General features: G+C 59.3%; 1 pseudogene. It reads left to right on the top strand.

The annotated features are described in order from the left end of the window. Window positions 1-1,159: pseudogene (locus HHL14_RS32770) on the top strand (S-layer family protein); the annotation flags it as partial.

The raw sequence follows: 1,159 nt of genomic DNA, 5'->3' as shown, positions 1-1,159 counted from the left end.
ACGCTGAACGTGACGGGCAACGTGTCGAACAACGGCACGATCGATACCGACAACGGTTCGCTGAACGTCAACGGCAGCGTGGACAACAATGGTTCGCTGAACACGAGCGGTGACAACGGCACGACCAGCATCGGTGGTGACCTGAACAACAGCGGCAACGTCAGCACGACGGACAACGGTACGCTGAACGTGACGGGCAACGTGTCGAACGATGAGAACGGCACGATCGACACCAGCAATGGTGGCTCGACTGATGTCGGCGGTAATCTGTCGAACAACGGCACGGTGGGCACCGACAACGGTTCTCTGAACGTCAACGGCAGCGTGGACAACCATGGTTCGTTGAACACGAGCGGAGACAACGGCACGACCAACATTGGCGGCGACCTGAACAACAGCGGCAACGTCAGCACGACGGACAACGGCACGCTGAACGTGACGGGCAACGTGTCGAACAACGGCACAGTCGACACCGACAACGGCTCGCTGAACGTGAACGGCAGCGTGGACAACAACGGTTCGTTGAACACGAGCGGCGACAACGGCACGACGAATATCGGCGGCGACCTGAACAACAGCGGCAATGTCAGCACGACGGACAATGGCACGCTGAACGTGACGGGCAACGTGTCGAACAACGGCACGGTCGACACCGACAACGGCTCGCTGAACGTGAACGGCAGCGTGGACAACAACGGTTCGCTGAACACGAGCGGTGATAACGGCACGACCAGTATCGGTGGTGACCTGAACAACAGCGGCAACGTCAGCACGACGGACAACGGCACGCTGAACGTGACGGGCAACGTGTCGAACGACGAGAACGGCACGATCGACACCAGCAACGGTGGCTCGACTGATGTCGGCGGTAATCTGTCGAACAACGGCACGATCGACACCGACAACGGCTCGCTGAACGTCAACGGCAGCGTGGACAACAATGGTTCGTTGAACACGAGCGGTGACAACGGTACGACCAACATTGGCGGCGACCTGAACAACAGCGGCAACGTCAGCACGACGGACAACGGTACGCTGAACGTGACGGGCAACGTGTCGAATAACGGCACGATCGATACCGACAACGGTTCGCTGAACGTCAACGGCAGCGTGGACAACAATGGTTCGCTGAACACGAGCGGTGACAACGGCACGACCA

It is taken from the genome of Paraburkholderia antibiotica, assembly GCF_012927125.1.
GTDB classification, from domain to species: Bacteria; Pseudomonadota; Gammaproteobacteria; order Burkholderiales; family Burkholderiaceae; genus Paraburkholderia; species Paraburkholderia antibiotica.
Note: the sequence above shows the minus strand (reverse complement) of the source record. Positions and strands in the feature narration are given on the sequence as shown.